Origin of the sequence: Acidisphaera rubrifaciens HS-AP3, assembly GCF_000964365.1 — a bacterium.
Lineage (GTDB): Bacteria > Pseudomonadota > Alphaproteobacteria > Acetobacterales > Acetobacteraceae > Acidisphaera > Acidisphaera rubrifaciens.
The window spans coordinates 1-673 of record NZ_BANB01000954.1 but is presented as its reverse complement, the minus strand read 5'-3'; the positions used below and the strand labels follow the sequence as shown (position 1 = coordinate 673).

The following is a 673-nucleotide window of genomic DNA, read 5'->3' as shown; positions in this document are numbered from 1 at the left end:
GTCGGCCAGCGTCTCCGCCAGGCGGTGCGGCGCCTCGTGCCAGATCAGCGTCGCCGACAGCCCCGCCCGCTCCGCCGCGACCAGCCGCCCGAATGCCGCCCGCCGCGCCGCCGCGCGCGGCGGCGGAAAACCGAGCACGAGGAAGGGCAGCGGCGGCAGGCCGGAGACGACCAGGGCGGTGACGGCGGCATTCGCCCCCGGGATCGCGGTGACCTCGATCCCCCCGGCGATCGCCGCGCGCACGAGACGGAAGCCGGGATCGGAGACGAGCGGCGTGCCGGCGTCGCTGATCAGCGCCACCCTCGCACCCGCATGCAGGCGGGCGAGCACGGCGGGGATGCGCGCCTCCTCGTTGTGCTCGTGCAACGCCTCCAGCCGCGCGGAGAGACCGAGCCCCGCCAGCAGGCCGGCGGAGTGGCGCGTGTCCTCGCACAGCACGAGGTCGCACCCCGACAACGCGAGCCGCGCTCGCGCGCTGATATCGCCGAGGTTGCCGATCGGCGTCGAAACCAGCACAAGACCGCCGACCGCCTGGCCTCGCTCCTGTTCCGCGGAAGGATCGTCCATGTTGCGTCGCGCGCTCGTCCTGCTGGGTGTCACTGTAGCACTGGCTGCCTGTCAGCCCCCACTGAACGGACCGACCGCGCGTCCGGGACTGTCGGGCGGGCCGCCC

At 74.6% G+C, this 673-nt stretch carries 1 protein-coding gene; it reads right to left on the bottom strand.

Annotation, left to right across the window (positions count from 1 at the left end; translation table 11 throughout):
* On the bottom strand, positions 1 to 567 hold a 567-nt coding region (gene rsmI, locus B8460_RS19335; protein WP_048863262.1), incomplete at its 3' end, for a 16S rRNA (cytidine(1402)-2'-O)-methyltransferase.
* Positions 568 to 673: the final 106 nt, after the last annotated feature.